Source organism: Neolewinella sp. (genome assembly GCF_965214665.1).
Classification (GTDB): domain Bacteria; phylum Bacteroidota; class Bacteroidia; order Chitinophagales; family Saprospiraceae; genus Neolewinella.
In genome coordinates this window covers 2,343,956-2,367,926 of record NZ_OZ243970.1, presented here as the reverse complement: position 1 = coordinate 2,367,926, position 23,971 = coordinate 2,343,956, and the positions used below count along the sequence as shown (strand labels likewise).

At 57.7% G+C, this 23,971-nt stretch carries 30 protein-coding genes; 25 read left to right on the top strand and 5 right to left on the bottom strand.

Annotation, left to right across the window (positions count from 1 at the left end):
* Positions 1–52: 52 nt before the first annotated feature.
* The 4 genes from ACOOHD_RS10255 to ACOOHD_RS10240 form a co-directional block, all read right to left on the bottom strand.
* Positions 53–1,384, bottom strand: a complete 1,332-nt coding sequence (locus ACOOHD_RS10255) for a TolC family protein (RefSeq protein WP_420457783.1) — start codon at positions 1,382–1,384, stop codon at positions 53–55.
* A gap of 44 nt (positions 1,385–1,428) precedes the next feature.
* A complete protein-coding gene (locus ACOOHD_RS10250; protein WP_420457782.1) occupies positions 1,429–5,175 on the bottom strand; it encodes an efflux RND transporter permease subunit in 3,747 nt (1,248 codons plus the stop codon).
* Positions 5,176–5,249: 74 nt separating this feature from the next.
* Positions 5,250–5,657, bottom strand: a complete 408-nt coding sequence (locus ACOOHD_RS10245) for an HYC_CC_PP family protein (protein WP_420457781.1) — start codon at positions 5,655–5,657, stop codon at positions 5,250–5,252.
* A 135-nt stretch (positions 5,658–5,792) separates the two neighbouring features.
* Positions 5,793–6,362: an HD domain-containing protein gene (locus tag ACOOHD_RS10240; RefSeq protein WP_420457780.1), complete on the bottom strand. Its 570-nt coding sequence runs from the start codon at positions 6,360–6,362 to the stop codon at positions 5,793–5,795.
* Positions 6,363–6,504: 142 nt separating this feature from the next.
* Here ACOOHD_RS10240 and atpD point away from each other — a divergent pair, with 142 nt between their 5' ends.
* Both atpD and ACOOHD_RS10230 read left to right on the top strand, forming a co-directional pair.
* The gene (gene atpD, locus ACOOHD_RS10235) at positions 6,505–8,019 is read left to right on the top strand and encodes a F0F1 ATP synthase subunit beta (RefSeq protein ID WP_420461423.1); all 1,515 of its coding nucleotides are present in this window, start codon (positions 6,505–6,507) and stop codon (positions 8,017–8,019) included.
* Positions 8,019–8,330, top strand: coding sequence for a F0F1 ATP synthase subunit epsilon (locus ACOOHD_RS10230; RefSeq protein ID WP_420457779.1), 312 nt, complete (start codon positions 8,019–8,021; stop codon positions 8,328–8,330). Before atpD ends, ACOOHD_RS10230 begins: the two co-directional genes overlap by 1 nt.
* A gap of 55 nt (positions 8,331–8,385) precedes the next feature.
* On the opposite strand, the gene ACOOHD_RS10225 is transcribed toward ACOOHD_RS10230, so the two are convergent.
* Positions 8,386–9,207 carry an alpha/beta fold hydrolase gene (locus ACOOHD_RS10225; RefSeq protein ID WP_420457778.1) on the bottom strand — a complete coding sequence of 274 codons (822 nt, stop codon included), beginning with the start codon at positions 9,205–9,207 and terminating at the stop codon, positions 8,386–8,388.
* 192 nt (positions 9,208–9,399) lie between these two features.
* Between ACOOHD_RS10225 and ACOOHD_RS10220 the strand changes: the two genes are divergently transcribed.
* From ACOOHD_RS10220 to rplR, 23 genes are all read left to right on the top strand, one after another.
* The gene (locus ACOOHD_RS10220) at positions 9,400–9,981 is read left to right on the top strand and encodes an HAD family hydrolase (protein ID WP_420457777.1); all 582 of its coding nucleotides are present in this window, start codon (positions 9,400–9,402) and stop codon (positions 9,979–9,981) included.
* 33 nt (positions 9,982–10,014) lie between these two features.
* Positions 10,015–10,977 (top strand): signal recognition particle-docking protein FtsY, encoded by a 963-nt coding sequence (gene ftsY / locus ACOOHD_RS10215; RefSeq protein WP_420457776.1) that lies wholly within the window; start codon positions 10,015–10,017, stop codon positions 10,975–10,977.
* Positions 10,978–11,529: 552 nt separating this feature from the next.
* Positions 11,530–11,904, top strand: a complete 375-nt coding sequence (gene rpsL, locus ACOOHD_RS10210) for a 30S ribosomal protein S12 (protein WP_420457775.1) — start codon at positions 11,530–11,532, stop codon at positions 11,902–11,904.
* Between the two features lie 71 nt (positions 11,905–11,975).
* The gene (gene rpsG / locus ACOOHD_RS10205) at positions 11,976–12,452 is read left to right on the top strand and encodes a 30S ribosomal protein S7 (protein WP_420457774.1); all 477 of its coding nucleotides are present in this window, start codon (positions 11,976–11,978) and stop codon (positions 12,450–12,452) included.
* Positions 12,453–12,497: 45 nt separating this feature from the next.
* On the top strand, positions 12,498–14,630 hold the full coding sequence (gene fusA / locus ACOOHD_RS10200; protein ID WP_420457773.1) for an elongation factor G: 2,133 nt from the start codon (positions 12,498–12,500) through the stop codon (positions 14,628–14,630).
* A gap of 31 nt (positions 14,631–14,661) precedes the next feature.
* Entirely contained in the window at positions 14,662–14,970 is a 309-nt protein-coding gene (rpsJ, locus tag ACOOHD_RS10195; RefSeq protein ID WP_099106033.1) for a 30S ribosomal protein S10, read from the top strand.
* 132 nt (positions 14,971–15,102) lie between these two features.
* Positions 15,103–15,723 (top strand): 50S ribosomal protein L3, encoded by a 621-nt coding sequence (gene rplC / locus ACOOHD_RS10190; RefSeq protein ID WP_420457772.1) that lies wholly within the window; start codon positions 15,103–15,105, stop codon positions 15,721–15,723.
* A 27-nt stretch (positions 15,724–15,750) separates the two neighbouring features.
* Entirely contained in the window at positions 15,751–16,404 is a 654-nt protein-coding gene (gene rplD, locus ACOOHD_RS10185) for a 50S ribosomal protein L4 (RefSeq protein WP_420457771.1), read from the top strand.
* Positions 16,397–16,693: a 50S ribosomal protein L23 gene (gene rplW, locus ACOOHD_RS10180; RefSeq protein WP_420457770.1), complete on the top strand. Its 297-nt coding sequence runs from the start codon at positions 16,397–16,399 to the stop codon at positions 16,691–16,693. Before rplD ends, rplW begins: the two co-directional genes overlap by 8 nt.
* Before the next feature lie 87 nt (positions 16,694–16,780).
* On the top strand, positions 16,781–17,617 hold the full coding sequence (gene rplB / locus ACOOHD_RS10175; RefSeq protein ID WP_420457769.1) for a 50S ribosomal protein L2: 837 nt from the start codon (positions 16,781–16,783) through the stop codon (positions 17,615–17,617).
* 3 nt (positions 17,618–17,620) lie between these two features.
* Positions 17,621–17,887: a 30S ribosomal protein S19 gene (rpsS, locus tag ACOOHD_RS10170; protein ID WP_420457768.1), complete on the top strand. Its 267-nt coding sequence runs from the start codon at positions 17,621–17,623 to the stop codon at positions 17,885–17,887.
* A 174-nt stretch (positions 17,888–18,061) separates the two neighbouring features.
* On the top strand, positions 18,062–18,481 hold the full coding sequence (rplV, locus tag ACOOHD_RS10165) for a 50S ribosomal protein L22 (RefSeq protein ID WP_420457767.1): 420 nt from the start codon (positions 18,062–18,064) through the stop codon (positions 18,479–18,481).
* 6 nt (positions 18,482–18,487) lie between these two features.
* The gene (gene rpsC, locus ACOOHD_RS10160; protein ID WP_420457766.1) at positions 18,488–19,252 is read left to right on the top strand and encodes a 30S ribosomal protein S3; all 765 of its coding nucleotides are present in this window, start codon (positions 18,488–18,490) and stop codon (positions 19,250–19,252) included.
* Positions 19,253–19,519: 267 nt separating this feature from the next.
* Entirely contained in the window at positions 19,520–19,939 is a 420-nt protein-coding gene (gene rplP, locus ACOOHD_RS10155) for a 50S ribosomal protein L16 (RefSeq protein WP_420457765.1), read from the top strand.
* A gap of 60 nt (positions 19,940–19,999) precedes the next feature.
* A complete protein-coding gene (rpmC, locus tag ACOOHD_RS10150) occupies positions 20,000–20,260 on the top strand; it encodes a 50S ribosomal protein L29 (RefSeq protein WP_420457764.1) in 261 nt (86 codons plus the stop codon).
* Positions 20,261–20,264: 4 nt separating this feature from the next.
* Positions 20,265–20,894 (top strand): 30S ribosomal protein S17, encoded by a 630-nt coding sequence (rpsQ, locus tag ACOOHD_RS10145; RefSeq protein ID WP_420457763.1) that lies wholly within the window; start codon positions 20,265–20,267, stop codon positions 20,892–20,894.
* Positions 20,895–20,927: 33 nt separating this feature from the next.
* Entirely contained in the window at positions 20,928–21,296 is a 369-nt protein-coding gene (gene rplN / locus ACOOHD_RS10140; protein ID WP_420457762.1) for a 50S ribosomal protein L14, read from the top strand.
* A gap of 12 nt (positions 21,297–21,308) precedes the next feature.
* Positions 21,309–21,680: a 50S ribosomal protein L24 gene (gene rplX / locus ACOOHD_RS10135; protein ID WP_420457761.1), complete on the top strand. Its 372-nt coding sequence runs from the start codon at positions 21,309–21,311 to the stop codon at positions 21,678–21,680.
* Positions 21,680–22,246, top strand: coding sequence for a 50S ribosomal protein L5 (rplE, locus tag ACOOHD_RS10130; RefSeq protein ID WP_420457760.1), 567 nt, complete (start codon positions 21,680–21,682; stop codon positions 22,244–22,246). Before rplX ends, rplE begins: the two co-directional genes overlap by 1 nt.
* Positions 22,246–22,515 carry a 30S ribosomal protein S14 gene (rpsN, locus tag ACOOHD_RS10125; protein ID WP_420457759.1) on the top strand — a complete coding sequence of 90 codons (270 nt, stop codon included), beginning with the start codon at positions 22,246–22,248 and terminating at the stop codon, positions 22,513–22,515. The genes rplE and rpsN overlap by 1 nt, the downstream gene beginning before the upstream one ends.
* A 65-nt stretch (positions 22,516–22,580) precedes the next feature.
* Positions 22,581–22,991, top strand: a complete 411-nt coding sequence (rpsH, locus tag ACOOHD_RS10120) for a 30S ribosomal protein S8 (protein WP_420457758.1) — start codon at positions 22,581–22,583, stop codon at positions 22,989–22,991.
* 53 nt (positions 22,992–23,044) lie between these two features.
* Positions 23,045–23,602: a 50S ribosomal protein L6 gene (rplF, locus tag ACOOHD_RS10115; RefSeq protein ID WP_420457757.1), complete on the top strand. Its 558-nt coding sequence runs from the start codon at positions 23,045–23,047 to the stop codon at positions 23,600–23,602.
* Positions 23,603–23,608: 6 nt separating this feature from the next.
* Positions 23,609–23,962 carry a 50S ribosomal protein L18 gene (gene rplR / locus ACOOHD_RS10110; RefSeq protein ID WP_420457756.1) on the top strand — a complete coding sequence of 118 codons (354 nt, stop codon included), beginning with the start codon at positions 23,609–23,611 and terminating at the stop codon, positions 23,960–23,962.
* Positions 23,963–23,971: the final 9 nt, after the last annotated feature.

Here is a 23,971-nt window from a genome sequence, read left to right as displayed (position 1 = left end):
TGATTTATGCTCGGCCGACGAGCGAAGCTGCGCAACGCTCGGCGGACGAGCATTAGCGGGACGGCAGGTAGCGGTCGATGAGGGCAGACTGGGTGAAGACGGTTTGCTGGGCCGTGATGGCCTCGGTACGGTAGTCGATCAGTTGCTCCTGTAGCTCGAGCAGTTCGTCGAAGGCGCGCCGGCCATTGGCGTACTCCACACGGGCAATGGTCAGCGCGGCCTCCAGGGTGGTGACCTGCTCACGTAGGAAAACTAACCGCTGCTGGGCATCCAGACGGGCGATGTCGGCCCGTTCGATGGCGGCGGTAAACTGATTGACCACGGCCGTCCGGCGGCTGGTAATGGCCTGGATACGCAGTGCTTCCTCGTCACGGACGGCTCGGAACCGGCCCCCGCTGAGGGGTATACGTAGCATGACCCGGGGTAGGATGGCGTCACGGCCGTTGCCGTCGGGCTCCATGTCGGTACGCCGGCCGGTTACGATGTAGTCTGCCCCTACGGCGAAGTCCGGCCGCGCCTCCAGGTCATTTAGGGCTACGGTACGACGGGATATTTCTTCCTGCAGTGCGAATACGCGTAATTGGGGGTGGTCCGCCAGGTCGAGCTCATCCGGTATACTGCGGGGTACGGCCACTTGGGGTACGATGACTATCCGGGGTAGGTCTTGATTGACCAATTCCTCGATGGTAGACCAGGACATCGCGATTTCCGCCCGCAGCTGCTCGATACGTCGTCGCTCGGCATTCGCCCGTAGCTCGGTGCGGTATACATCTACTGAGCTGCCGCGGGAGTTTTCGACCCGACTTAGGGCCAATTCCTGTAGGCTTTCGTACAGCGTAAGGCTCTGGGTCAAGGCGTCAATTTGCTCTTCGGCGGCTACGATGGCATAGTAGGTGGTCTCCAGGGTGTACAGCAATTCCAGCTGTAGTGCGGCTGCCTGTTCCAGCAAGGGTTGTGCGCGCGAATCGGCCAGGGCCGACATCGCCGCCAGCGTACCCGGCCAGGGCAGCATCTGGGTCACCATGACCCGGGCGCGCTGGGGACCGAGGCGGGTTTCTACGGGTAAGATTGATACGCCCCCGCCGATTTCTAGGTCAGGTAGCTGCGACAGTTGTGGACTGATGGCCAGGGCGGCCCGGTAGTCATACTCCAGCGCGATCAGCTCCGGGTTGTTCTCGCGCAGTAGCTGCCGTAGGGAATCTAATGGCTGTGAGGATGCTGGGTTTTGGGTGGTTAGTAGTAGGATTATGATTCCGCTGGCGAGACCTCGTACGCTGGCTAGTACGCCGGCGAGACCTCGGAGGAGCCCTACGGGACACCTCCGAGGACCGCCGGCGGGACACCTCCGAGGACCACCGCTATGCCACACGAGCGCAGCGAGCATCCCCACACATCGTAAATCGTAAATCGTAAATCGTAAATCGTACATCACCTTTTGAGTTTTAGCTCCGCCCGCAACGCCCATAGCACCGGCACCGTAAACATGGTCACCACCTGCAGCAGCATCCCCCCGAAGCTCGGGATCGCCATCGGTAGCATAATATCCGCACCCCGCCCCGTAGCCGTCAACACGGGTAGCAGCGCCAGGATGGTCGTCGCCGTCGTCATCATCGCCGGCCGCACGCGACGTAGGCCACCCTCCACCACCGCATCGCGCACCTCCTGCACCGTAGTCGGCTCATTGCGCTCGAAGCTGTCGCGCAGGAAGGTGGCCACCAGCACCCCGTCGTCGGTCGCAATACCGAACAGGGCCAGGAAACCTACCCACACCGCCACGCTGAGGTTGATGGTATGCATCTGAAAGAGGTCACGCAGATTGGTGCCGAAGAAGTTGACGTCCAGGAAGTCAGGGTTGGCGTAGCCTCCCAGCAGCAGGAAGCCACCGGCAAAGGCCACGAAGACGCCGCTGAAGACCATCAGGGAGGTGGTCACCGAGCGAAACTGGAAGTACAGGATCAGGAAGATCAGTGCCAGGGCAATGGGCAGCACCAGTTTGAGCCGCGCATCGGCCCGCACCTGCTGCTCGTAATTACCGGCAAAGCGGTAGCTGATGCCCGGGGGGATGTTGAGCTCGCCGGTCCGGATGAGGCCGTTCAGGTAGGCGGTGGCATTATCCACTACTTCCACCTCGGCGTAGCCCTCCTCCTTGTCGAATAGCACGTACCCGACCAGGAAGCCGTCCTCCGACTTGATCATCTGCGGCCCCTGCTCGTAGCGCACCTCGATGAGCTCGCCGAGGGGTATTTGCCGCCCGTTGCCGGCCGGGACCAGGATACGTCTGATCGATTCCGGATCGTCGCGCAACTCCCGCGGATAGCGCAGCCGTACCCCGTAGCGCTCCCGCCCCTCGACGGTGGTAGTCATGAGCATGCCGCCCACGGTAGCCTGGATTTGACGTTGTACCTCGGTGACGGAAAGTCCGTAGCGGACGATGGCATCTCGCCGTACGTCTAGCAGCAGGTAGGGTTTGCCCACCAGGCGGTCGGCGTATACGGCGGCATCCTTTACGCCCTCCACGTTTTTCAGCTCCCGCTCCAGCTCGAGGCCGAAGGCTTCGATTTGTTTCAGGTCCGTGCCCCGCACCTTGATGCCCATGGGTGCGCGCATGCCGGTTTGTAGCATGACCAGTCGCGTCTCGATAGGCTGAAGTTTTGGGGCGGAGGTCACGCCGGGCAGATTCACGGCCGCGACGATCTCGTCCCAGATGTCGTCGGGCGAATGGATGTGGTCGCGCCACTGCCGGTAGTACTGACCGTTGGGATCGGGGGTTAAGGAGTTAAGGGGAGAGGGGGTTAAGGAGTTAAGGGGCTGACCGGACTTAGTCACAAACCTTCCCTCCCCATCAACTTTAAAGCGCAGCCGCCGCCCGTTATCATCGGTTAGGTACTCGCTTTTGTACTGGATCATGTTCTCGTACATGCTCAAGGGAGCGGGATCCAGGGGGCTATTGACGCGGCCGGCCTTACCGACCACCATCTCCACCTCGGGAATGGTCGTGACGGCCATGTCCAGCGTCTGTAGGTTGCGCAGGTTCTCGGCCACCCCGGCGTGGGGCATGGCGGTAGGCATGAGCAGGAAGGCCCCCTCGCCGAGGGCGGGCATGAACTCCTGCCCGATCTCGCGGTACACCCCATAGCCCGCGGCGATGATGATGCCCACCAGGATCAAGAAGAGCCACTTCACCCGCAGTAAGAAGCGGAGAATAGTCCCGTAGAAATAGATCACCAGCCAGAAGAAGCCCAGCAGGCTGCCGGCCACGACTACTACGAAGAGGAAGTTGTAGGCGGTTGACTGCTCAACGCCCAGGGGTAGCCAGTAACCGGCCAGCAGCCAGGCCAGAGTGAGGGCAATCAGAACGTTTACCAGGGGATTTAGCCACCCCGCATCAAAAGACTCCGCACCCGCGTCCCCGCCCATCGCCGTAGGCAGCTGCGTAGCAAAAACCGCGTTCGCGATACCTAAAATGGCCGCCAGCACCGCAATCACCCCCAACCACCAGGCCACAAAAATCCACGCTGCAACACCAGTTACCGCCAATAGGACGTTACCAAGTAGCTTACGCTTTTTACCGCTCTTATCCAGCCCAAACACCAAGTCAGCCAGTGCCGGTATAAAAGCAACCGAAACAAAAATCGCCGCCACCAGGGCAAACGTCTTCGTAAACGCCAAGGGCCGAAATAGCTTCCCCTCCGCCGCCTCCATCGTGAAGACCGGCAGGAAGCTGATCACGGTCGTCGCCACCGCCGTCAGCACGGCCGAGGCTACCTCAACCGTCGCCTCGTAGATGCTCTCCAGCCGGCTTTCCCCGGGCGGGGCGTTGTTCAGTCGGTACACCATGCTTTCGGTCAGCACGATACCCATGTCGACCATGGTGCCGATGGCAATGGCGATACCGGAAAGCGCCACGATATTCGCGTCCACCCCGAAGTAACGCATGGCGATGAAGCACATCAGTACCGCCACGGGCAGGGTGCCGGCCACCAGCAGCGAGGACTTCAGGTTGAAGAGCAACAGGATGACCACGATAGCCGTGATTAGTATCTCCAGGGTGAGGGCCTCCTCCAGCGTGCCGATGGTTTCGCGGATCAACCCACTGCGGTCGTAGAAGGGCACGATGGTAACCTGGGAGACGGACTCGTCCGCCAGCTCCCGCCGCGGCAGCCCCGGCGCCAATTCGGCAATCTTAGCCTTGACGTTGTCGATGACCTCCAGGGGATTCGCTCCGAAGCGCGCCACCACCACGCCCCCTACGGCCTCGGCACCGGATTTGTCGAGTAGCCCCCGCCGCTCCGCCGGCCCCACATTCACCCGCGCGATATCGCGGACCCGAATAGGCACGTTATTTGCCTCACTCACTACTGCACTTTCCAGATCCTCCAAATTCTGTAGGTAGCCCAGCCCCCGCACGAAGTACTCGGCCAGGTTGATCTCCAGGGTAGCCGCCCCCACGTCCAGGTTGCTACCGCGCACGGCTTGCATGACCTGGTCGAGCGTGATGCCGTAGACACGCATCTTTTCCGGGTCCACGTCTATCTGATACTCCTTCACGTGACCGCCCACGCTGGCTACCTCACTCACGCCCCCGGCGGCGCTCAGGCCGTAACGCACGTAGAAGTCCTGGATGGAGCGTAGTTCGTCGAGGTCCCAGCCGCCAACCGGGTCACCAGTTGCGGGGTCGCGGCCTTCTAGGGTGTACCAGTAGATCTGACCGAGGGCCGTGGCGTCCGGGCCCAGCGCGGGCACCGCATTATCGGGCAGTACCCCGGCGGGCAGACTATTGAGTTTTTCCAGGATGCGACTGCGCGAGAAGTAAAACTCCACGTCTTCCTCGAAGATCAGGTAGATGCTCGAAAAACCGAACATGGAAGTCGAGCGCACGCTCCGTACCCCCGGAATACCGAGCAGCGCTGAGGTCAACGGGTAGGTGATCTGGTCTTCCACGTCCTGCGGCGAGTTGCCGGGCCAGCGGGTGAACACGATCTGCTGGTTCTCCCCGATGTCGGGTATGGCATCCACCGCCACGGGATCACGCGGCAGCCAACCTCCCTCTCCTTCGGAGAGGGCCGGGGAGAGGGCAAAAGGTGCCGTAGCCAGCCCCCAGGCTACAAAGGCGAACAGGAGGAGCCAGACGACCAGCTTTTGTTCCAGAAAAAAACGAATAATTGCAGCTAACATGCCAGTGCATTATCACAAACACGAATAGCCTTTCACGCGGGGCGCAAAAAGCAGTCAGGATAAAGCAGTGGGAGTTAAATGCGGAACACCTGATACAGGCGCGGCACGTCGATCAGCAACGGCGGCGGTCGGTAGTGTAGGTACGTCTCCGTGGGGCGGGGGCGCAGGTGCAGGCTGTGCGAAGGGGTTAAGGGCCTAAGGAGTAACGGGGTTAAGGCGGGTGGGGTGGGCAGGTCGGTCGCATCGACCAATTGTTTGTCGATGTCCGACTTGACGAACTCATGCTCGTCGTTGCAGCAACCCTTCTTAGCGGCGGCGTGCAGCGGGCAGACCGGCTCGGTAACTTCCTGATGACAGACCTCCGCCTCGGCAAATAGCGCCACCGACTTCAGCTCCCCCATGCAAAAATGCCGGTTCACCGTCACGCTGACAGAGCCGACGAGCATCAGGAGAGCCAGGAAGAGAGGGGAGATTGCCTGCACGGCAGTACAACGCGGCTTGTAGCCGCGGGGTTGACCGCAGTCTACTGACTGCGACGTCGTTAGACCCGAGTCCGATCCACCTGCTCAACCAACGCGGTAGTCAGGCCGGGGATAGCATTAAGATGGCGCTACAGGCTAGACGCTTTTACGGCACTCGAGGACCTCCTTGCCGTAATTGGTGAAGTAGTGGTGAGCGTTGAGAAAGGCGGCATTTTGCTTGTTCCAGTCCTCGTCGGAAACCTCGATACCGAGCTCCCGGCGCCACTCCTCGCGCAGCATCTCCTGGTAGTGGTCGTAGGTATTGAACGAGAGGTGGTAGAGGTCGGCGTCGCACATGACCGACTCCAGGGTGGTGGTAGGTCGCTGCGGCATAGTGGTGACCTCGATACAGCGGAGCACCGCCTGGGTACGGTCGGCGGGGTAGTTTTCGCCCCCCAGCCAGTCTCCGGCGATCTGCATGCTCACGCGCTCGTGGCCGGTGTAGGTCTTGACGTGGCCGGTGTCGTGAAACCAGGCGGCGAGCATGACGATCTCGAGCTCCTCCTCGCTCAGTCCCTCGGCCTTGCCGATCTTGAGCGCGCCCTGCATGACGTTGATGGTGTGGTGAAGGTTATGGAACACGCGGTCCTGGGGTAGCTCCTTGATGAGTAACTGGGTGACGTAGCGCCCGGCGCGGTAGAGGATAGTTCGGCGGTGCTGGGACATGGCGGGGCAGGGAGAGACTAGGGTAGGGAAATGCTGCGCCTAATGTACCACGGAAAAGCAGGACGGGCGGCCTTCCCCCTTTGAAAAACCTTTCGTACTTTTGCGCTCCCATTTCCAACCACTACTAGAAGTCTTTCCTCCCATGGCCAATATCGGTAAAGTCAAGCAGGTAATCGGGCCGGTCGTCGACGTGTCCTTTGCCGCCGAAGGTAGCTCGCTGCCCGCCATCCTCAACGCCCTCGAAATTAAGCGCAGCAACGGCGATACACTCGTCCTAGAAGTGCAGCAGCACCTGGGCGAGGACGCAGTACGCACTATCGCCATGGATGCTACCGACGGACTGAGCCGGGACACCAACGTCACCGACACCGGTATCCCGATCGCCATGCCGGTAGGGGCCGCCATTAAGGGCCGACTGTTTAACGTAGTGGGCGAGCCCATCGATGGTATGCCCGCCGTGCCTAAGGGAGAAAGCGCCCGGCCAATTCACGCCGAGGCCCCCATGTTCGAGAACCTGGCTACCGACCGCGAGCCGCTATTCACCGGTATCAAGGTGATCGACCTCATCGAGCCCTACACCAAGGGGGGTAAAATCGGTCTCTTCGGTGGTGCCGGGGTAGGAAAAACGGTACTGATCCAGGAGCTGATCAACAACATCGCCAAGGGCTACGACGGTATCTCGGTATTCGCCGGGGTAGGGGAGCGTACCCGCGAGGGCAATGACCTACTGCGCGAGATGCTCGAATCGGGCATCATCAAGTACGGCGAAGCCTTCATGCACGATATGGAAGAGGGCGGCTGGGACCTGAGCAAGGTGGACATGCGCGAGCTCGAGCAGTCGAAGGCAACCTTTGTATTCGGGCAGATGAACGAGCCTCCCGGAGCGCGTGCCCGCGTGGCCCTGTCAGGACTCACCATCGCCGAGTACTACCGCGATGGCGACCTGAGCGACCCCACCGGCGGCCGCGATATTCTCTTTTTTGTTGACAACATCTTCCGCTTCACCCAGGCAGGCTCGGAAGTATCCGCTCTTTTGGGGCGGATGCCCTCCGCCGTAGGCTACCAGCCGACGCTCGCCACTGAGATGGGACTGATGCAGGAGCGGATCACCTCCACCAAGCGGGGCTCGATCACCTCCGTACAGGCCGTCTACGTACCCGCGGATGACCTTACCGACCCCGCCCCCGCCACCACCTTCGCCCACCTCGACGCCACTACGGTACTGAACCGTAAAATCGCCTCCCAGGGTATCTACCCCGCCGTGGACCCCCTGGATAGTACGAGCCGCATCCTGGACCCCGCCATCATCGGCGACGAGCACTACGAGACCGCCCAGCGCGTGATCAACATTCTGGCCCGCTACAACGAGCTGCTAGATATCATCGCCATCCTCGGACTGGACGAACTTAGCGAAGAGGATAAACTGGTGGTGAGCCGCGCCCGCCGGGTGCAGCGTTTCCTGAGCCAGCCCTTCCACGTCGCCGAGCAGTTTACCGGTCTGAAGGGTGTTTTCGTTGACATCAAAGATACCATCAAGGGCTTCAATATGATCATTGACGGTAAGGTTGACAAGTACCCCGAGGACGCCTTCAACCTGGTCGGTACCATCGAGGATGCTATCGCTAAGGGGGATAAGCAACTTGCCGCTGTCGCCTAATGAAAATCTCCGTTCTCACCCCCGACCGTACCATCTTCACCGGCACCGTGACCCGCGTAGCCCTACCCGGTGCCGACGGTAGTTTTCAGCTTCTGGATAACCACGCCCCCCTCGTCTCCAGCCTCACCGCCGGCCGCATCACCATGGTGACCGGCCCGGGCGAGTACAGCTACTACAACGAGGATACTAGCGGCATGACCAAGGAGTCCAGCCCCAACCGTAGCCTCACCTTCAGCATCGACCGCGGCTTCGTGGAGGTGCTGAACAATGAGGTGAATTTGTTGGTGCAGGGGGCTCGGAACATGCGGTAATGGGCCTCCTCCTGACTTTGTGTAACTCTGTGCCTCCCTTCGTGGTGCTCTGTGGTTAACTTTGCAGAGACACTTTGGATTCCACCGGCTTACCCAAAAACCGCAGCACCGCCTCGTTAAACCGCTGCACCTCCTCCAGATTGCACAGGTGCCCGCACCCCTCGATCACCACCAACTCGGCGTGGTGCGCCTGCTTTTTGGCGAAGCGTTGGGCGGCCTGGAGGAACACATGATCCTGCCCCCCCATCACGATCAGGCTAGAGGTCAGCAGCTTGCGGCGGTAGAAGCGCTTGACAATGGAGAAGAAGTCACGGTACAGCCCCAGCCACTTGAGAAACTCCGTGGGGGTAAGTTTCTTAGACTGTAGGCGATAAAGCCGTCGGCTCGGGGCGTGGTTCTCCCGTGGCAGCACGATCATGATGAAGGTGTCGTAGATCCAGCGGAAGGGGATGAAGTAACTCAGAAACTTGCCACTGTGGGCGAAGAGGCGGATCTTCCAGTCGGCCTTGAAGACGCCGCCGGCCATGATCATTGACTCGATCAGATCGGGACGGCGATCATAAAGGCGCTGGAGTACGATGCTGCCCAGGGAGAGGGAGAGAAAGTGCGCCCGTTTGAGCCCCACGTAGTCGATGGTACGCAACACGTCGTCAGTCACGATATCGAAATCGTAGGTGGAGTACTCCGGCTCCAGGTCCTTACTGTAGCCATGATCGCGCATATCGATCAACAGCAGGTTAAAAAAAGGTTTAAAGGCCCTAACCTGATGCTTGAAGGTGATGGAACTGCCGCCCGCCCCGTGGATGAACACCATCCATTCCGCAGTGTCATCCCGCCGATAGATCAGGTGGTGCAGAATACCCGGAGGAAGCTCCATTTGCCTCATAGTACAGGAACGTACGTGGGAGGTTAAGGGTTTGTGACCGCAAGCGGCCAGGACCGCCACGCAATATTAAGTCTACATTAATTTGAAGGTTTAACAAAGTGTAGCGAAATCTATAGCATTACTTTCAACGTTATAAATGCGTGACTTCCACGTATTTATCGACTTAGGATACCAAGAAAAACCGTGATTCAGCCCGCCCATCGCACGATCGATGCACACCTCCAACTCGCGGTGTTTCACCTCAACGACATGTGCGTTGCGGTGCAGGAGGGTATGGATCGCTTCCTGGCCACCGCCTCCCTCGAACGGATGCCGGGCGTGGAGGCCACCTTCACCTGGCTGCGCAAACGGGGCGTGCGGATCTGTCTATTGAGTGACTATGACCGCGAGCACACCCTGGTCATTCTACACCGCCTTGGGTGGTCGGTCGACGAGGATGGTACCGTGCAGCAGATCATCATCCAGCAGCAAGAACAGGGGAATCCGATTGCTAAGGCACAAGAATTAGCCGGCCTGAGCAATCCACGCCTCAGCATGTCCGCGGTCGACACCCCCCGGCTCCTGGAGCAAAGCAACGCCGCCCGCGTCCACTTCAACCTCGCTATTTGCAACGGCCGCTCCTCGTATCACCAGCTGGCTACCGCTCCCCACCACGCCATGCTGGATAACCTCCGCCAGCTTCCCAATTTTGTGATCGAGCACCTACCTGAGCCGGCCAAGCCGACGCACCGCCTGCACCTGCCACAGCCACTACACGGGAGCTAAAGGTGTACCTTTGCCGCCTCAATTCGCCGGCACATGAGTTTTTTTAAGAAGTTTTTTACCCCCGAAAAGAAGGAGGACCTCGACAAGGGCCTGGAAAAAACCAAGCAGGGGTTTTTCAATAAGCTGGGCCGGGCCGTGGCCGGTAAGGACCGCGTCGACGAGGAGGTGCTCGACGAGCTAGAAACCGTGCTCATTTCCAGCGACGTCGGCCTCGATACCACCATCAAGATCATCGAGCGCATCGAAGCGCGCGTTGCCGAGGACCGCTACCTCAACACCAGTGAGCTCAATCACATCCTGCGCGACGAGATCGTCAATCTGCTGGCCGAGCAAAACGAGGAAGACTTCGACGACTACGTGTTGCCCACTACGGAGCGCCCCGCCATCATCCTAGTCGTAGGCGTCAACGGGGTAGGCAAGACCACCACCATCGGCAAGCTGGCCAATCAGTATAAGCGCCGCGGCTATAAGGTTGTCCTCGGAGCCGCCGATACCTTCCGTGCCGCCGCCGTAGACCAGCTCGGCATCTGGGCCGAGCGCGTAGGCTGTGACTTCTACTCCAAGGGCATGAACACCGACCCCGCCGCCGTAGCCTACGAAACCGTCGTCTACGCCCAGAAGAACGACTGCGACGTAGCCATCATCGACACCGCCGGCCGCCTCCACACCAAGTTCAACCTTATGAAGGAGCTCTCCAAGATCAAGCGCTCCGTCACCAAGGCCATGCCCTCGGCCCCCCACCAGGTTATGCTCGTCTTGGATGCCACCACCGGACAGAACGCCATCGAACAGGCCAAGGCCTTCACCGAGGCCACCGACGTCACCGCCCTGACCCTCACCAAACTTGACGGCACCGCCAAGGGTGGGGTGGCCATCGGCATTACCGATCAGTTCCAGGTACCCATCCGCTACATCGGCGTCGGCGAGGGCATCGACCACCTCCAGGTGTTCAACAAGCGGGCCTTCGTGGATAGCTTGTTTGGGGATCAATTTTAGGGGAGTGGGTTGTTGCGTTGTTGGGTTGTTGCGTTGCCTTCATCGGAGGTGTGATAGGTGTTATAGAGGGCGGGGCCGCAGGTGCAAAGAATCTTTCGCGCACCCGGATAGCCCAACTCGGGATCACACCCCATCCGTATCCTGTACTTGCAACGCCTACCACACCTGCAACGCCTACCACACCAACAACGCAACAACGCAACAACCCAACAACGCCTACCACACCTGCAACGCCTACCACACCAACAACGCCTATCACACCTGCAACGCCTACCACACCAACAACGCAACAACCCAACAACCCAACAACGCCTACCACACCAACAACGCCTACCACACCAACAACGCCTATCACACCTGCAACGCCTACCACGCCTGCAACGCCTGCAACGCTTACAACGAAGGCCCCGCAACAACGCAACAACCAAGCAACGCAACAACCCTCCCTCAACCATTAGGAAGTCTCAAAACAAAACAGTACCTTTGTGCTCGCTTTTTCAGGAGGTAGGCCTCTGGTGAATCAAAAAAGCGTTCGTAAAGCAAAGAAAACGTATGCCTACAATTAATCAATTGGTCCGCAAGGGCCGCAAGCAGGTCAAGGAAACCAGTAAGTCGCGTGCGCTGGATGCCTGTCCGCAGAAGCGCGGGGTATGTACCCGTGTGTATACCACCACTCCGAAAAAGCCGAACTCGGCGCTGCGGAAGGTGGCTAAGGTGCGTCTGACGAACGGTATTGAGGTGATCGCCTATATCCCCGGAGAAGGACACAACCTACAGGAACACAGCATCGTACTGATCCGTGGGGGCCGGGTAAAGGACCTTCCCGGTGTGCGCTACACCATCGTCCGGGGTGCCCTGGATACGGCCGGTGTAGCCAACCGCAAGCAGGCGCGCTCGAAGTACGGTGCTAAGCGCCCTAAGAAATAATCCATAAGTAAGACGGGTCACTTCGAATGGGTGCCCATCGGTCGAAAACGGCCATCTGAAGCTAAGCAACCATGCGTAAAAGAAAACCAAAACTCCGGATCGTCACTCCGGACCCCCGCTTCGGCGATACCCTCGTGACCCAGTTTGTTAATAACCTGATGTACTCGGGTAAGAAAAGTACGGCCTTCGCTGTGTTTTACGGTGCGATGGACATCATCAAGGAGCGGGTGGCTAACGAGGAAATTGACGAGTACGAGGTATGGAAGCGTGCCATCAATAACGCTATGCCCCAGGTAGAGGTACGCAGCCGCCGCATCGGTGGCGCTACCTTTCAGATTCCGACCGAGATTCGTGGAAAGCGTAAAATGTCGATCGGTATGAAGTGGCTCGTTCGCTTCGCCCGCCAGCGTAGCGGTAAGGGGTTTGCCGAAAAACTCGCCGCCGAACTACTAGCCGCCAGCCGCAACGAGGGCCTGGCCGTGAAGCGGAAGGAGGAAACCCACAAGATGGCCGAGTCCAACCGTGCCTTCGCACACTACGGCCGCTAAGCTACCGCCCGCCCCCCATTCCCCTAATTTATAATACCCCAAGCCATGGCTACGGACCTGAAATATACCCGCAACATCGGGATTGCCGCGCACATTGATGCCGGTAAGACGACTACCACTGAGCGTATCCTCTACTACACGGGTATCTCACATAAGATTGGTGAGGTACACGACGGTGCCGCCACCATGGACTGGATGGAGCAGGAGCAGGAGCGTGGTATTACCATCACCTCGGCCGCTACCCACACCAACTGGAGCTGGAAGGATCAAAAGTACATCTTCAACATTATCGATACTCCGGGTCACGTGGACTTTACCGTGGAGGTAAATCGTTCGCTGCGTGTACTCGACGGCCTAGTCTTTCTATTCTGTGCGGTATCGGGGGTGGAGCCGCAGTCGGAGACTAACTGGCGGCTAGCCAATAACTACAGGGTACCCCGGATTGGATTCGTGAATAAGATGGACCGTTCGGGTGCCGACTTCTTTAGCGTCGTTCGCGATGTGCAGGAAAAGCTCGGGTCCAAAGCTATTCCCCTACAGGTACCGATCGGTGCCGAAGAACGCTTCAAGGGCGTGGTGGACCTGATCACTATGCAGGCTATTGTCTGGAACGAAGAGGACCAGGGGATGACCTTTGAGGTCATTGAGATGCCGGCCGATCTGGAAGATACCGTTAATGAGTGGCGCGAGAAGCTGCTCGAAGCGGTCGCTGAGTATGATGAGTCTCTGCTGGAGAAGTACTTCGAGGATCCCGAAAGTATCAGTGTCGAAGAAGTACGTAAGGCCGTACGCGATGCGGTTATGGATGCTGCCTTCGTACCCATGATGTGTGGCTCTGCCTTTAAGAACAAAGGCGTACAGGCCGTGCTCGATGCCGTATGCGCCTACCTGCCCAGTCCACTCGATGTACCTGCCATCAAGGGAACCGATCCTGATGATGAGGAGAAAGTACTGGAGCGTAAGCCTAGCGTCGACGAGCCCTTTGCCGCGCTAGCCTTCAAGATTGCTACCGACCCCTTCGTAGGTCGCCTAGCGTTCATGCGGGTTTACTCCGGTCGCCTCGATGCCGGTTCTTACGTGAAGAACACCCGCAGCGATAATAAGGAGCGCATCTCCCGTCTCTACCAAATGCACGCCAACAAGCAGGAGAGCATCGACAAGGTAGAAGCCGGCGACATCGCTGCCGCCGTGGGCTTCAAGGACATCCGCACCGGAGACACTCTATGTGACGAGAACCACCCCATCGTGTTAGAATCCATGGTTTTCCCCGACCCCGTGATCGGAGTAGCCGTAGAGCCCAAGACGCAGAAGGACATCGATAAGCTCGGTATGGCCCTTGGCAAACTAGCCGAAGAGGATCCGACCTTCCAGGTCAAGTATGACGAGGATACCAACCAGACCGTGATCAGCGGGATGGGTGAGCTCCACCTGGAGATCATCGTAGACCGCCTGAAGCGGGAGTTCAAGGTAGAGGCTAATGTTGGTGCACCGCAGGTAAATTACAAGGAGGCCCTCTTCAATACCGTCACTCACCGCGAGCGGCTCAAGAAGCAGTCCGGTGGTTCGGGTCTGTTCGCCGACATGAGCTTCGATCTCGGCCCCGCCGACGAGGAATTCCTGGAGAGCGAAGACTTCAAGAGTGGTAAGGAAAACCTGCAGTTTGTATGGGACATCGTCGGTGGTTCGATCGATAAGAACTACCAGAAGCCCATCCGCGACGGCTTCAAGTCTATGATGAAGAACGGCGTCCTGGCCGGCTATAACATCGATAGCATGAAGGTGCGCGTCTTCGACGGTGCCATGCACTCGGTCGACTCTAAGCCGATCGCCTTTGAACTCTGTGCCAAGGAGGGCTTTAAGGCCGCTGCAAATCAGGCTCAGCCTAAACTGCTCGAACCGATCATGGACGTGGTCATCACTACTCCAGAAGAGTACACCGGTAACGTCATCGGAGACCTTAACCGCCGTCGGGGCCTGCCTAAGGGTCAGAATCCGGTAGCAGGTGGTGCGGTCAAGATCACGGCCGACGTACCCCTGAGCGAGATGTTTGGCTACGTCACCGACCTACGTACCATTACTTCAGGACGCGCTACCTCTGCTATGACCTTCTCCCACTACACCGAAGCCCCCCAGGGCGTAGCGAAGGAGATCATCGCTAAGGCACGCGGCGAGGCCTAAACGTAAGTAACCCCTTGATAAACAAACTGGCATGAATCAGAAAATTCGCATTAAGCTGCGTTCTTACGATCACAACCTGGTGGATAAGTCCACCGAGAAGATCGTAAAGACCGTAAAGAACAGTGGGGCCATCGTCACCGGCCCGATTCCGCTGCCCACCGAGAAGGATATATACACCGTGCTGCGCTCGCCGCACGTGAATAAGAAATCCCGGGAGCAGTTTCAGTTGCGCACCCACAAGCGCCTGATCGAGATCTATACCCCCAACCAAAAGACGGTGGATGCTCTGGCTAAGCTGGAGCTTCCTAGTGGCGTAGATATTCAGGTTAAGCTTACTTAGAATTACGCAACCTCCCCCCCCCCGCTGCCGCAGCGGACGAAACCTAATTAACAAACTGCTCCCCCCCCTGACCGGTCGGGGAGCATACCGCCCGCTCTCCTCTAGCAGGAGAAGGCGGCAAATTATAGACCGATGAACGGTATAATTGGTAAGAAAGTCGGGATGACCTCCATCTTCGACGACGCAGGCCGCAACGTAGCCTGTACGGTCATTGAGGCTGGCCCCTGTGTGGTTACCCAGGTCAAAACGGACGATACCGACCAGTACAATGCTCTCCAACTCGCCTACGGCGATAAGAAGGAGAAAGGCAGTACCCAGCAATTGATCGGCCACTTCAAGGCCGCCGGCACCGGCCCCAAGTCTGACGTGGTCGAGTTTCGCGACATGAACCTTACCAAAACTCTCGGCGAGACCGTAACCGTCGACGAGGTATTCACGGAAGGCGACAAAATCGCTGCCGTAGGTACCAGCAAGGGTAAGGGCTTTCAGGGTGTAGTAAAGCGCCACAATTTCCGGGGTGTGAACGATGCCACCCACGGACAGCACAACCGCCAGCGGGCCCCGGGCTCGATCGGTGCGGCAAGCTATCCCGCCCGTGTCTTTAAAGGCATGCGCATGGCCGGTCGGGACGGAGGAGGACGGGTGACAGTTCAAAATCTTCGGGTGCTCAAGGTGTTCCCCGAGCGTAACCTCATTTTGGTCAAAGGTGCCGTACCCGGTCCGAAGGGTGGTACCGTAATCCTCCATAAGTAAGGCGGCCCGCCTTTAAATTGAAGAGCAATGAAACTACAAGTCTACAGCGCAACGGGTGCCGAAACAGGCCGGGAGGTCGAACTACCCGAAAATATTTTTGGCATTGAGCCTAACGAGCACGCCGTGTACCTGGCCGTGAAGGCCTACCTGGCCGCACAACGGCAGGGTACCCACAAGGCAAAGGAACGGGGTGAGGTTGCCGGCTCCACTAAAAAGCTGCACAAGCAGAAGGGTACCGGCGGTTCGCGAAAGGGCGACATCAAGAACCCGCTGTTCCGGAGTGGTGGCCGCATCTTCGGTCCCCGCCCCCGTACCTACGGGATCAAGTTGAATAAGAAGGTCAAGCTTAACGCTCGCGCTTCGGCTTACTCCGCTAAGGCGGCGGAGGGCAAGGTGAAGCTGGTCGAGGACCTGAAGTTCGATGCCCCAAAAACGAAAGACTTCGTCAACTTTCTCAATGGGGTACAGGCCACGCAAGGAAAGGTGCTACTGATCACCGCCGACAACGAGCCAAACGTATACCGGAGTGGACGCAACCTACCTAATAGCACCGTACTGAGCGTAGGCACGGTGAATACCTACGAGATCATGCGCGCCGGCACCGTACTGGTTGCCGAGGGTGCCATTGAAAAACTGAAGGAGCAGTTTGCTACCCTTGAAACCACCGCGACCAATGAATAAGCAGATTATCCTCAAGACGGTAGTTTCGGAAAAGGCCGAGCTACTAAGTGAAAACCAGACGCAGTACACCTTCGTGGTGAATAAGGCTGCCAATAAAATTGAAGTCCGCAATGCCGTCGAGGCACGCTACGGGGTCACCGTAGATAGTGTCAATACGATGAACATGCCGGGCAAGCGTAAGAATAGATCGACCAAGTCGGGCGTCATCCGCGGTCGGGTCAGTGGCTTCAAAAAGGCTATCGTGACCCTAATCGAGGGCGATACAATCGACTTGTATAACGAATTGTAGACCCCCGGTAGGTGGGGAGCAACGGACCAGGGTCGATCTGGATAGCCGTCGTTTCGCTCCGAGATCTACCGGATAATCAGAGCAATAATGCCAATCAAAAAGTTTAAGCCCGTCTCGGCCGGTTCCCGCTTTCACGTGGGCAACAAATTTACCGAGCTGACGGGAGACAAGCCGGAAAAGAGCCTGCTGGCCCCGGTCAAGCGCACCGGCGGTCGTAACCGTACGGGTAAGATGACCGTACGCCAGCGTGGCGGCGGACACAAGCGCCGGTACCGTATCGTCGATTTTAAGCGGGAAAAGGACGGCGTACGGGCCGAGGTTAGAACCATCGAGTACGACCCCAACCGCACCGCCTTCATCGCCCTGGTAGAGTATACCGACGGCGAGAAGCGCTACATCATCGCACCCCAGGGACTTACTGTAGGCGATACCATCGTAAGCGGTCCCGAAGCTACCCCCGACGTAGGCAACTGCATGCTGCTGGGGGACGTGCCCCTCGGCGCGCAAATTCACTCCATCGAACTGCAACCCGGTAAGGGTGCCGCGCTGGCCCGTTCGGCGGGTACTAACGGTATTCTCATGGGTAAGGAAGGTCGCTTCGTTTCAGTAAAACTACCTAGTGGGGAAGTTCGCCGCATCCTGAAGACCTGCCGCGCCGTTATCGGTGCCACCTCCAACCCGGATCATGCACTAACCGTAGCCGGTAAAGCCGGTCGTAACCGCTGGCTCGGTCGCCGTCCCCGCGTACGGGGTGTAGCGATGAACCCCGTCGACCACCCCATGGGTGGTGGTGAGGGTCGTGCATCGGGTGGTCACCCCCGCTCCCGCACGGGCATCATGGCGAAGGGTCAGAAGACACGTAGCGTGAAGAAAGCAAGTAACAAAATGATCATCAGCCGTCGCAAGACGAAGAATAAGAAGTAACTTATGGCACGTTCGCTTAAGAAAGGTCCTTACGTTTTTCACAAGCTGTACGACAAGCTCGTCAAAGCACAGGAAGGCGGTCGCAAGGGCATGATCAAGACCTGGTCGCGCTCCTCGATGATCATTCCCGATATGGTGGGGCTGACCATCGCGGTACACAACGGTAAAACCCACGTCCCCGTCTACGTCACGGAAAACATGGTAGGGCATAAGCTCGGTGAGTTTGCGCCTACTCGGTCGTTCCGCGGCCACGGAGGAAAGAAGAAATAAGGATTTACGATGGACGATTTACGACGTACGATTGGTGATCTAGCAGAAGCTGCCTTACATTGTAAATCGTACATCAGAGATCGTAAATCGTCCATCAACCAGAGTGAAGGAAGAGTAGGTCCTCGTCGATCCGGCCCGGCTTACTAACCCGTTCCCTCGTAATTTAATCCAATCATGGAAGCAACAGCAAGTTTAAATAGCATTCCGATGTCGGTGCGCAAGATGCGCCTCGTTGTCGACCTAATCCGCGGTAAGCAAGTCGGTCAGGCCCTAGGTATTCTCGAGTACAGCAAGCAGGAGGCTGCCATCTGGCTCAAGAAAAATCTTCTTTCCGCTATCGCTAACTGGGAGTACAAAACCGACGGACTAGAAAGCGCGGACGAGTACAATTTGGTGATCAGCGAAATTTTTGCTGATGGAGGAGCTCAGATCAAGCGATTTCGCCCCGCCCCCCACGGCCGCGCCCACCGCATCCGTAAGCATAGCTGCCATATTACCATTAAGGTGAGCAACGCCAAGCCCCTACCCACGGAGGGTAACGAGGAGCCGACCGTAGCTACCACTACCACCGAAGCACAAACCGTCCAAGCATAACGTATCATGGGTCAAAAGACAAATCCAATCGGTAACCGCCTCGGTTACATTCGTGGCTGGGACAGCAACTGGTTCGCCGATAAAGACTATGCCGCCAACGTCATCGAGGATGAGAAACTGCGTACCTACCTCGATACCCGTATCAACAAAGGAGGCATCGCGCGTATCATTATCGAGCGTACGCTAAAGCGCGTTACCCTCACCATCCACACCTCCCGCCCCGGTATCATCATCGGTAAAGGGGGCAAGGAGATCGATCAGATCCGGGAGGAGCTACGTCGGCTTACGGATAAGGACGTGCAGATCAACATCATCGAGATTCGTAAGCCAGAGATGGACGCTAATATTGTAGCTGAGTCGGTCGCCAACCAAATCGAGGCCCGCATCAACTACCGCCGCGCCATCAAGACTAGCATCGCCTCCACCATGCGGGCCGGTGCCGAAGGCATCAAGATCCGTATCTCGGGTCGACTGAACGGGTCGGACATGAGCCGCACCGAGGAATATAAGGAGGGACGTACCCCCCTGCATACGTTCCGGGCAGATATAGATTACGCGCACAAGGAAGCCCACACGGTATACGGCCGGATCGGCATCAAGGTATGGCTGTGCAAAGGAGAGGTGCTCGGTAAGCGTGACCTCAACCCCAACGCTGGCCTAGTCACCAAAGGCGACCGGGATGACCGGGGCGGCCGGGGCGGCGGGCGTGACCGCAGCGACCGTAACGATCGTGGCAACCGCAGAGGCGGTGGCGGCGGTGGACGACGCTAGAAATTAAACCACTACTTAGTCGGAAGGGGAGGGTACTACTCCCTGGCCGCCTGACTTAACCGCCTCCGGCGAGAACAACCGACCGGGATGCATCAAGCAGAGTGCTTGCGCTGCTTCCCTTTCCACCGCAGCAGGGTAGTCCGGGTCCCACCTCCCGCACTACCTTGCTTTACTTTGCTTGGAATAAAACGAGCAGCTTCCTTTTCTATGTGGGGTGAAAAGTGTACCTTTGCCCCGCTCTAAGAGAGCCCTTTTAAAATTTTTCCCATGTTACAGCCGAAAAGAACGAAATACCGCAAGCAGCAGAAGGGTCGCAATACTGGACTGGCTGGGCGGGGTAACCTGGTGTCCTTCGGAAGTTTTGGGCTTAAGAGCCTGGACTCCGGACGGATCACTAACCGGCAGATTGAAGCGGCGCGTATCGCCATGACCCGCCATATGAAGCGGGAGGGCAAGGTTTGGATCCGTATTTTCCCCGATAAACCCATCACGAGTAAGCCCCTCGAGGTACGTATGGGCAAGGGTAAGGGTGCCCTGGACCATTGGGTAGCCCAGATTCAACCTGGCCGCGTCCTATTCGAGCTCGACGGCGTAACCCGTGAGGTGGCCGAAGAAGCACTGCGCCTAGCCGCACAGAAACTACCGGTACTCACCAAAACGATCACCCGCGTCGACTACCAGGGCTAATACGACTTCACTACGCATCCACTTACGGCACGACCTGGAGGCGCACAATACCCAAAATCAATGGCGAGTAATAAAACATTAGAACTCCGGGATATATCCGACAGCGATCTACGGGATCAGCTGAACGAGACCACGGGCAGTTTCGAGAAGATGAAGTTTGACCACACGGTGAATGGTATCGAAAATCCGCTCCAGTTGCGCACCGTTCGTCGTGACATCGCCCGCATCAAAACCGAAATTCGCCGCCGCGAACTAGCCTCCCTACCCGCCGAAGCACTCGAGAAGCGAGACGATATTCGCCGCCGCCGCCGCAAAAAGTAAGACCATGAGCAACGAGGAAAAGAACAGCCCGGAAAACGAGCAGGAGCAGAATGCGCCTGAGGAAGGTCTGCTGGGAAAAATCACCCACGCCATTGATGATGCGATTGATTCGGCTACCCACGTGGTAGAGGATGCAGTAGAATCCACCGCGGGGGTTGTGGAAACAGCCCGTAAGGCTATCGGTGCAGAAAAGAAAATCGAGCCCGAAGTAGCCTCCGAGGATGCCGCCGAAACCAACGAAGCTCCCGAGGGCAAGGAAGTACAAAGCGCTCCTGCCAACCAGCCTGCACCCGCGGACGCGCCCGCCGCTGCCGCAGTAGCCGCCGCTCCCCGGGTCATTGGGACGTACTCGGAAGCCGCCGATACCGCGCAAAAGAGTACGGCGCGTAAGGAGCGCAAGACACGTGACGGTATTGTCGTGAGTAACAAGATGGATAAAACCATTAGTGTGCTCATCGAACGTCGCCTGCAGCACCCCATTTACGGTAAGTTCGTAAAGAAGTCAAAGAAGCTGATTGCCCACGATGAGAGCAACGAATGCCAAATTGGAGACGTGGTGCGCATCATGGAGTGTCGTCCCCTCAGCCGGCGCAAGCGTTGGCGTTTGATCACCGTACTCGAGAAAGCGAAGTAAGCCCTGCTCGTAACGCAGTAAAAATAATTAGTCATGATCCAACAGGAATCACGTTTGCGCGTAGCGGACAACAGCGGTGCTAAGGAAGTGCTCTGTATCCGTGTACTCGGCGGCTCGAAGCGGCGCTATGCATCGATTGGCGATCAGATCGTCGTATCGGTCAAGGAGGCCTCCCCCGGGGGAAACGTCAAGAAGGGCTCGGTAAGTAAGGCCGTAGTTGTGCGCACTAAGAAAGAGATCCGTCGCCCCGATGGCTCTTACATCCGCTTTGATGACAACGCGGTAGTGCTACTTAATGCAGCGCTAGAGCCCCGCGGGACCCGTATTTTCGGCCCCGTGGCCCGCGAGTTGCGTGATCGTGACTATATGAAGATTGTGTCCCTTGCCCCTGAGGTAATTTAATTAAAAGCAGCCATGGCCAACAAGACATACAAAGACAAGCAGCGGCGGCACACGCCGAAGCTTAAAATAAAGAAGGGCGATCGGGTGGTCGTGATCAGTGGCGCGTACAAAGACCGTACGGTCGCACGTGAAGTGCTGGAGGTATACCCCGCCGAGAACCGCGCCCTGGTGGAAGGAGTCAACGTGCGTAAGAAGCACCAAAAGCCTACCGAGGGGGCTGCCGGAGGGATTGTAGACAAAACCGTTCCCATTCATATTAGCAACCTCATGCTCGTGGATCCTTCCGTGAGTGAGGAGGTGATGCCTACCCGAGTCGGCCGTAAGCAGGACGACAATGGTAAGATGCAGCGCTACGGGAAGCGTAACAATAATATCATAGCCTGATGAGCTACACACCAAGACTAAAGAAGAAGTACGACGAGGAAGTCCGCAGTAAGCTGCTGGAACAGTTCGGCTATAAGTCACCGATGGAGGTACCCCGTCTGCTCAAAGTCGTCATGAACCAGGGCGTCGGTAAGGGTACCCAGGACCGTAAGTTGGTGGAAAACGCCGTCAAGGAGATGAGCCTGGTAGCCGGTCAGCAGGCCGTTACCACGAAGTCTAAAAAGTCGGTTTCTAACTTCAAATTGCGGGACGGTATGGCCATCGGGGCCAAAGTGACGTTGCGCCGGGAGAAGATGTACGACTTTCTTGACCGCCTTATCAGCACCGCCCTGCCGCGGGTACGTGACTTCCGGGGTATCAGTGATCGTAGCTTCGACGGCCGCGGTAACTATACCATGGGAGTTACGGAGCAGATCATCTTTCCCGAGATCAGCCTAGATGACGTGGCCAATATCACCGGCTACGATATCACCTTCGTGACCAGTGCCAAGACGGACGCCGAGGCACTCGCACTGCTCAGGGAGCTCGGACTCCCCTTTAAGAACCAGAATAATACAACTGCCTAATGGCTCGTAAATCACTGATTGCCCGCGAACGTAAGCGGGAGCGCATGGTCGCCAAGTACGCCGAGAAGCGTGCCGCGCTAAAGGCCGCCGGAGACTGGGAAGCCCTGGATGCCATGCCGCGCAATTCTAATCCCATTCGCTTACACAACCGTTGTGGACTGACCGGTCGCCCCAGGGGATACATGCGTAAGTTTGGCCTCTGTCGGGTAAAGTTTCGCGAGATGGCCCTAGACGGTAAGATCCCCGGTATCCGCAAGGCCTCCTGGTAATAACCAAAATTTTCACAGTCCCGGAAGTTCCACTACTGGAAAACCACGGGACGCAACAGTATAACATGGCAGTCACCGATCCAATCGCCGACTATTTGACCCGCATCCGCAACGCACAGATTGCCGGCCACCGGGTAGTAACCATTCCCGCCTCGCGTACTAAGAAACGTATCACCGAAATCCTGTACGATCAGGGCTACATCCTGAAGTACAAGTTTGATGATGAGGCGGGTAAGGGCAAACAAGGCGAAATCTCCATCGCGCTTAAGTACGAAAGGGACACGAAGCAGCCGGTAATCCGCAAACTCGTCCGGGTATCAAAACCCGGTCTTCGCCAGTACGCGAAGTCCGATGCCATGCCCCGCGTCATCAACGGCCTGGGTATTGCCATCGTTTCCACCAGTCAGGGAGTCATGACGGGTAAGCAGGCCACCGAACAAAAGGTAGGTGGTGAGGTGCTAGCCTACGTATATTAATCGATTCATCTGCAGCTTGGCAGCTCGCCAGGCGTAAGATTAAACCAATAATTATGTCTAGAATAGGCAAAAATCCGGTCGATCTACCCCAGGGGGTGACCGTGTCCGTGAGCAAGAGCAATCTGGTGACAGTAAAGGGCCCTAAGGGCCAACTCACCCAGCAGGTCGATCCCGATATGGGAATCGAGATCAAAGACTCCGAGGTACAGGTCACCCGACCTACGGACAGCAAGCGGCACCGGAGCTTCCACGGGCTTTACCGCGCGTTGATCGCCAATATGATTGAGGGGGTTACTAATGGCTATGCCCATAACCTGGAGGTGATCGGTGTGGGCTACCGGGCCGAGAACAAGGGAAACCTACTTATCCTGACCCTGGGGTACTCCCACCCCATCTACTTCATGGTCCCCGAGGAGGTGTCCGTAGAAACGGTTACCGCCAAGGGTAAAAACCCCATCATCACGCTGAAGAGCATGGACAAGCAGCTGATCGGTCAGGTCGCCGCTAAGATCCGCAGCCTGCGTAAGCCCGAGCCCTACAAAGGAAAGGGTATCCGCTTCGAGGGAGAAACCATCCGCCGCAAAGCCGGTAAAACCGCCGCTAAAAAGTAAGACGCCATGCAACTCACAAAACTCAAGCGGCGTAAGCGTATTCACCAGCGCGTGCGCAAGAAAATCAAGGGTACGGCCCAGAAGCCGCGCCTCAACGTTTTCCGTAGCAACAAGTATATCTACGTCCAGCTCATCGATGATGAGAACGGACACACCCTGGCCAGTGCCTCTAGCTACGAAGCTGCGGTGGCCAATGACGGCAACAAGGCAGATCAGGCCAAGGAGGTCGGTAAGCTCATCGCCGAGCGGGCTAAGGCTGCCGGCATCGAACGGGCGCTCTTTGATCGGGGCGGCTATCTATATCACGGTCGGGTGAAGTCACTCGCAGAAGGTGCCCGGGAGGGTGGCCTCAACCTCTAAAGCAAGCTC

What these genes read in the sequence shown, in the direction of transcription:
- ACOOHD_RS10255 (WP_420457783.1), bottom strand. Translation starts at nt 1,384, where the DNA reads ATGCTCGCTGCGCTCGTGTGGCATAGCGGTGGTCCTCGGAGGTGTCCC.
- ACOOHD_RS10250 (WP_420457782.1), bottom strand. Translation starts at nt 5,175, where the DNA reads ATGTTAGCTGCAATTATTCGTTTTTTTCTGGAACAAAAGCTGGTCGTC.
- ACOOHD_RS10240 (WP_420457780.1), bottom strand. Translation starts at nt 6,362, where the DNA reads ATGTCCCAGCACCGCCGAACTATCCTCTACCGCGCCGGGCGCTACGTC.
- atpD (WP_420461423.1), top strand. Translation starts at nt 6,505, where the DNA reads ATGGCCAATATCGGTAAAGTCAAGCAGGTAATCGGGCCGGTCGTCGAC.
- ACOOHD_RS10230 (WP_420457779.1), top strand. Translation starts at nt 8,019, where the DNA reads ATGAAAATCTCCGTTCTCACCCCCGACCGTACCATCTTCACCGGCACC.
- ACOOHD_RS10225 (WP_420457778.1), bottom strand. Translation starts at nt 9,207, where the DNA reads ATGGAGCTTCCTCCGGGTATTCTGCACCACCTGATCTATCGGCGGGAT.
- ftsY (WP_420457776.1), top strand. Translation starts at nt 10,015, where the DNA reads ATGAGTTTTTTTAAGAAGTTTTTTACCCCCGAAAAGAAGGAGGACCTC.
- rpsL (WP_420457775.1), top strand. Translation starts at nt 11,530, where the DNA reads ATGCCTACAATTAATCAATTGGTCCGCAAGGGCCGCAAGCAGGTCAAG.
- rpsG (WP_420457774.1), top strand. Translation starts at nt 11,976, where the DNA reads ATGCGTAAAAGAAAACCAAAACTCCGGATCGTCACTCCGGACCCCCGC.
- fusA (WP_420457773.1), top strand. Translation starts at nt 12,498, where the DNA reads ATGGCTACGGACCTGAAATATACCCGCAACATCGGGATTGCCGCGCAC.
- rpsJ (WP_099106033.1), top strand. Translation starts at nt 14,662, where the DNA reads ATGAATCAGAAAATTCGCATTAAGCTGCGTTCTTACGATCACAACCTG.
- rplC (WP_420457772.1), top strand. Translation starts at nt 15,103, where the DNA reads ATGAACGGTATAATTGGTAAGAAAGTCGGGATGACCTCCATCTTCGAC.
- rplD (WP_420457771.1), top strand. Translation starts at nt 15,751, where the DNA reads ATGAAACTACAAGTCTACAGCGCAACGGGTGCCGAAACAGGCCGGGAG.
- rplW (WP_420457770.1), top strand. Translation starts at nt 16,397, where the DNA reads ATGAATAAGCAGATTATCCTCAAGACGGTAGTTTCGGAAAAGGCCGAG.
- rplB (WP_420457769.1), top strand. Translation starts at nt 16,781, where the DNA reads ATGCCAATCAAAAAGTTTAAGCCCGTCTCGGCCGGTTCCCGCTTTCAC.
- rpsS (WP_420457768.1), top strand. Translation starts at nt 17,621, where the DNA reads ATGGCACGTTCGCTTAAGAAAGGTCCTTACGTTTTTCACAAGCTGTAC.
- rplV (WP_420457767.1), top strand. Translation starts at nt 18,062, where the DNA reads ATGGAAGCAACAGCAAGTTTAAATAGCATTCCGATGTCGGTGCGCAAG.
- rpsC (WP_420457766.1), top strand. Translation starts at nt 18,488, where the DNA reads ATGGGTCAAAAGACAAATCCAATCGGTAACCGCCTCGGTTACATTCGT.
- rplP (WP_420457765.1), top strand. Translation starts at nt 19,520, where the DNA reads ATGTTACAGCCGAAAAGAACGAAATACCGCAAGCAGCAGAAGGGTCGC.
- rpmC (WP_420457764.1), top strand. Translation starts at nt 20,000, where the DNA reads ATGGCGAGTAATAAAACATTAGAACTCCGGGATATATCCGACAGCGAT.
- rpsQ (WP_420457763.1), top strand. Translation starts at nt 20,265, where the DNA reads ATGAGCAACGAGGAAAAGAACAGCCCGGAAAACGAGCAGGAGCAGAAT.
- rplN (WP_420457762.1), top strand. Translation starts at nt 20,928, where the DNA reads ATGATCCAACAGGAATCACGTTTGCGCGTAGCGGACAACAGCGGTGCT.
- rplX (WP_420457761.1), top strand. Translation starts at nt 21,309, where the DNA reads ATGGCCAACAAGACATACAAAGACAAGCAGCGGCGGCACACGCCGAAG.
- rplE (WP_420457760.1), top strand. Translation starts at nt 21,680, where the DNA reads ATGAGCTACACACCAAGACTAAAGAAGAAGTACGACGAGGAAGTCCGC.
- rpsN (WP_420457759.1), top strand. Translation starts at nt 22,246, where the DNA reads ATGGCTCGTAAATCACTGATTGCCCGCGAACGTAAGCGGGAGCGCATG.
- rpsH (WP_420457758.1), top strand. Translation starts at nt 22,581, where the DNA reads ATGGCAGTCACCGATCCAATCGCCGACTATTTGACCCGCATCCGCAAC.
- rplF (WP_420457757.1), top strand. Translation starts at nt 23,045, where the DNA reads ATGTCTAGAATAGGCAAAAATCCGGTCGATCTACCCCAGGGGGTGACC.
- rplR (WP_420457756.1), top strand. Translation starts at nt 23,609, where the DNA reads ATGCAACTCACAAAACTCAAGCGGCGTAAGCGTATTCACCAGCGCGTG.